This window comes from Candidatus Oleimmundimicrobium sp. (genome assembly GCF_030651595.1).
Classification (GTDB): domain Bacteria; phylum Actinomycetota; class Aquicultoria; order UBA3085; family Oleimmundimicrobiaceae; genus JAUSCH01.
In genome coordinates this window covers 1-3,854 of record NZ_JAUSCH010000098.1, presented here as the reverse complement: position 1 = coordinate 3,854, position 3,854 = coordinate 1, and the positions used below count along the sequence as shown (strand labels likewise).

Below are 3,854 nucleotides of genomic sequence, written 5' to 3'. Positions count from 1 at the left end.
GTTCTGTGGGGCGTGGCAATCTCGTTTTAATCGCTCTGACTCCTCACAATAACAAAAAATATCACACTAACCTTACAATTTTCGCAATTTCCACATCCTCTAAACCATCAGTTCCTTATAAATTTCCAAGACTCGTTTTGCCATCAATTCCTTGGTGAACTCCTCATGCACCCTCTTCTTGCCATTGGCGCCATATTTGTTTCGCAATCTCTCATCATTTAAAAGTTTGTTTATAGCATTAGAAAGTTCTTCGGGTGAGCATGGAGGAATGATAATACCCGTCACCCCATCTAAATTAGCATACGGAACCCCCGTTGTTAAGTTGGTGCTTACCACCGGCTTTCCGCAAGTGTGGGCCTCGAGCTGAACTAAGCCAAAGGCCTCGCTTCTGGCCACCGATGGAAGAACAAAAACATCACAGGCGTGATAGTAAGCGGGCAAAGCATCGTCTGTAACTTCTCCGATAAAATGCACTCTATCTCCGATACCTAAATTGAGAGCGAGCTCTTTTAAATCATCTTTCAACGATCCTTCGCCAACAAGAAGAAGCTGGCCATCTACCGCCTTCATCGCTCTTACAAGATATTCGACACCCTTATAATAAATTAATCTGCCAACAAAAAGCACAATCCTGTCACCGTAACGATTTCTAATATCCCCCGCCTTGTTTGAAACCTCTTCTGTAAACTCAAATCTTTCAGTATCAATCCCAAAAGGGACAACCACACACTTCTCTTTAACTCTATTTAAAAATGGGGAGTGTTCAATCATGTTTGGAGAAGAAACTAAAATCTTATCCGCTCTCTTCAAAAATGCCCTTAAAAAAGGATTGTAAAGAGAGAGCAAAAATTTCTGCCGAATAATATCGCTGTGATATGTAATCACCAATTTCCCGGACGGTTTCGCAAGTAAATATGAGAATTCTCCAAAGGGATACGGAAAATGGAAATGGTAAACATCGCTTTTAAGCTTTCTTAACCAACATGGAAAAGTTGGCGCAAGAGGAGTAGATTTAAAAGTGCCGAGGTTTGCTACCTTATGAACTTCTACACCATCAATCTCTTCTTTAGCGGTTTGAAAAGAAGTATTAGCAACCAGCACTTTCACGTCAATTTGAGAAGATAATCCATTCGCCAAATCCCGGACGTGATTCTCTACGCCTCCAATAACGGGATAATATAATTTGTTTACCATGAGAACTTTCAATTTTTTAACTTTGGACCTCCGATATATCCTCACAGGAGTTCTACGAGATCATTCTTTCAATGAAACACTTTAACCCGTCTGCATAAACCTTTTTATTTTACTTTTGAGATCTTCTGACATACTCCCGTGCCTAAAGACACGGGGTTCTAAGGTCGCATAGCTTCTTTGCGTTGCCTTTTGGCGGGTATCAGACTCCGCTTGCAAGAAACCCTTTTCTTCCTGCAATTGAACAATGCGTGGAGATATTAAAGCTATATTGAAAGCCGCATTAACATCAGCATGTTCGACGTGTCCACATGAACACTTAAAATGCTTGTCGTTTCGTTTTCCTATTTGACCACACTTTGAGCAACACTTGCTCGTATATGCTGGTTCAACATAGGTTATTGGCACACCCGCTAAAAGAGCTTTATATTCTATAAACTTTGCCAGTTGATAGAAGCTCCAAGAGTTGAGGGCGTATTTGAAACTTTTTCTTGATTTTGTTTTTCTTATATCTCGCAGTTTTTCTAACTTTAGACCTCCCTTCTCCTTAACTGCAAGGTTGACAATAGATCGTGATACTTTGTGGTTTAGGTCTTTGACTATTCTTTGCTCTCTATTTTTAATTTTCTTAACCACTTTATACAAGCCACGTTTTTGTAGACTTTTTCGCATGTTCTTATATTTTTTATGGATGTGTTCTGCTTTTTTACCAAGTTTGAAAATTTTGCCCGTTTCTTTGACGGCAACAACAGCACAATGACCCGTAGTATTTAAATCAACTCCAATAGATTTTTGGGGAGTGTATTGAGGTTTTTCTTCAACAGTTGCAGAAACATAGGCATATTCATCGTCAATTTCTATCTGGTTGATTTTTTGAAATGATTTGCAAAATGAAATTGAAAGTTTGAGTGAGGGAATGTTAACAATCCCCGAATTGTATTTAATTCCCTGACTTGGAATAGCCAACTTAATATGACTAATCACCTTAATTTTTTTGTTTCTTCCGTATTTTCTTAATATCTGGTTGGCTATAACAGATTTTAACCCAAGGTGAGCTACGTATTTTGTAGATAATTTGTCCTTGTTCTTAATAGCATACTCAGCCACCTGGAAAGCTAAGCCGAGCTCTCTTGTGAAATCTCTGCCATGTTTCACTTTGTATGTGAGTATCATACTTGAATTATACAAGAGCCAGTGGTATAATGTCAATATGAGATGGAAAACCTCTACAGCCGCAGTCTATAATCTAAGCTATCACCTTATTTGGTGTCCCAAATACAGAAGACCAGTTCTTGCAGGGATTGAAGGTAGACTACTCGAATTGTTGTATGAAAAATCTAAACAGCTTGGAGTAGAAATTATCGAAGCCAGTATACAACCAGACCACGTGCATTTGTTTGTGAAGACAAAACCAATTCATCCACCCCAGTTTGTTGTGGGGCAATTAAAGGGATATACAAGCAGAATACTTCGACAAGAATTTCCCAAACTAAAATCAAGACTTCCTACTTTGTGGACAAGAAGTTATTATGTCGATAGTGTAGGAAAACTCAATGAATATACAATCAGAAAATATATTGAAGAACAAAAAGGGTATTAGACGCTCTCATCCCACGGTTAAAACTCGTGGGCTTTCCCGTTTATGTCGTAAACAAAGAAGTATTTTAAACTTTCTCAATGAAATCGCTAACAAGTTTCAAATAACGCGGAATATCTCTCATGGCAACCTGAAGACCCTCATAAACCTTCTTGCAATCAATCTCGTCGTATTCGTGAACAATTCTATTTCGCAAACCAGCACAAGGGGCAATCTGTTCTACAAAATCCCGTGGCAGAACACCTATATCCGCAAGTTTCAAAAAGGACTGAAAGTAATCGGAGGGAGGCTTATGCCCTTCTTCGGTAATCAAATGATAATTAATATCTATCATTCTTCCAATCATTCTTTCAAGATACCGCTCAGCTAAAACCTCGTTTGTTGACTCGGCCACATAATCTTCATAGCCCAATTGAGCCAAGGGCTTTAAAACTTCGAAATCCTCACTTATGAGGGCAATTTTTCTAATTATCAAAGTTTTATCAATCATTACTCTAACCCCCTATTTTTCGTTTTACTTATAGACCCGTGGCATATCGCTTTATGAAATTTTGCGCAAACTTCTTCTCTAAATCAAAATATCTTCGATGATCCACATATCTTTTAAAAGCATAAATTTTAAGTCTGGCAAGCTCCCGGGGATTACCACAAAGAAGTTTGCAATTCTCCATAATTTTTTTGAGAAATAAAGGATCCGCCCGATTAATGATGGCCAAGTCCACCTCTCTTTTTGGAAAGCGCCTTTGTAAATCAAAAAGAAGATTTGAGTAACTTTCCAAAGAAAGATCGGGTTTTTCAGAAAGAACGGCAATATCAATATCGCTTTGAGGATGAAGTTTTGAGGACACAGCTGAACCAAAGAGCAAAATCAGCCGAAGATTGTACTTTTTGGCGATCTTCTCAAAATCTTGATAATTTTCTTCAATTAAAACTTTAGTTCTCTTCATTGACATCGTTTCTCACGTTCTCTCGCTCTAAAACATCTATTTTTCACTTTAGTACCATCATTTTGTAAGAAAATACATTTTTTAGCAAATTTTTATTAATTGTCACAAAAGCTCTCACG

General features: G+C 38.0%; 5 protein-coding genes. 1 reads left to right on the top strand and 4 read right to left on the bottom strand.

All coding sequences use genetic code 11. From position 1 onward, the window contains the following. Window positions 1–99: 99 nt before the first annotated feature. On the bottom strand, window positions 100–1,194 hold the full coding sequence (locus Q7U95_RS05880; protein ID WP_308752719.1) for a glycosyltransferase: 1,095 nt from the start codon (window positions 1,192–1,194) through the stop codon (window positions 100–102). Between the two features lie 81 nt (window positions 1,195–1,275). Beyond that, window positions 1,276–2,346, bottom strand: coding sequence for a transposase (locus tag Q7U95_RS05875; RefSeq protein ID WP_308752718.1), 1,071 nt, complete (start codon window positions 2,344–2,346; stop codon window positions 1,276–1,278). A gap of 55 nt (window positions 2,347–2,401) precedes the next feature. Here Q7U95_RS05875 and tnpA point away from each other — a divergent pair, with 55 nt between their 5' ends. Next, window positions 2,402–2,791: an IS200/IS605 family transposase gene (gene tnpA / locus Q7U95_RS05870; RefSeq protein ID WP_308752717.1), complete on the top strand. Its 390-nt coding sequence runs from the start codon at window positions 2,402–2,404 to the stop codon at window positions 2,789–2,791. A gap of 64 nt (window positions 2,792–2,855) precedes the next feature. Here tnpA and Q7U95_RS05865 read toward each other — a convergent pair whose 3' ends face one another. Then, window positions 2,856–3,278 (bottom strand): HepT-like ribonuclease domain-containing protein, encoded by a 423-nt coding sequence (locus tag Q7U95_RS05865; RefSeq protein ID WP_308752716.1) that lies wholly within the window; start codon window positions 3,276–3,278, stop codon window positions 2,856–2,858. 28 nt (window positions 3,279–3,306) lie between these two features. Next, window positions 3,307–3,741 (bottom strand): nucleotidyltransferase domain-containing protein, encoded by a 435-nt coding sequence (locus Q7U95_RS05860; RefSeq protein WP_308752714.1) that lies wholly within the window; start codon window positions 3,739–3,741, stop codon window positions 3,307–3,309. Between the last annotated feature and the right edge of the window lie 113 nt (window positions 3,742–3,854).

Excerpts from the sequence above, each read along its gene's own strand:
- Q7U95_RS05880 (WP_308752719.1), bottom strand. The coding sequence starts at position 1,194 with ATGGTAAACAAATTATATTATCCCGTTATTGGAGGCGTAGAGAATCAC.
- tnpA (WP_308752717.1), top strand. The coding sequence starts at position 2,402 with ATGAGATGGAAAACCTCTACAGCCGCAGTCTATAATCTAAGCTATCAC.
- Q7U95_RS05865 (WP_308752716.1), bottom strand. The coding sequence starts at position 3,278 with ATGATTGATAAAACTTTGATAATTAGAAAAATTGCCCTCATAAGTGAG.
- Q7U95_RS05860 (WP_308752714.1), bottom strand. The coding sequence starts at position 3,741 with ATGTCAATGAAGAGAACTAAAGTTTTAATTGAAGAAAATTATCAAGAT.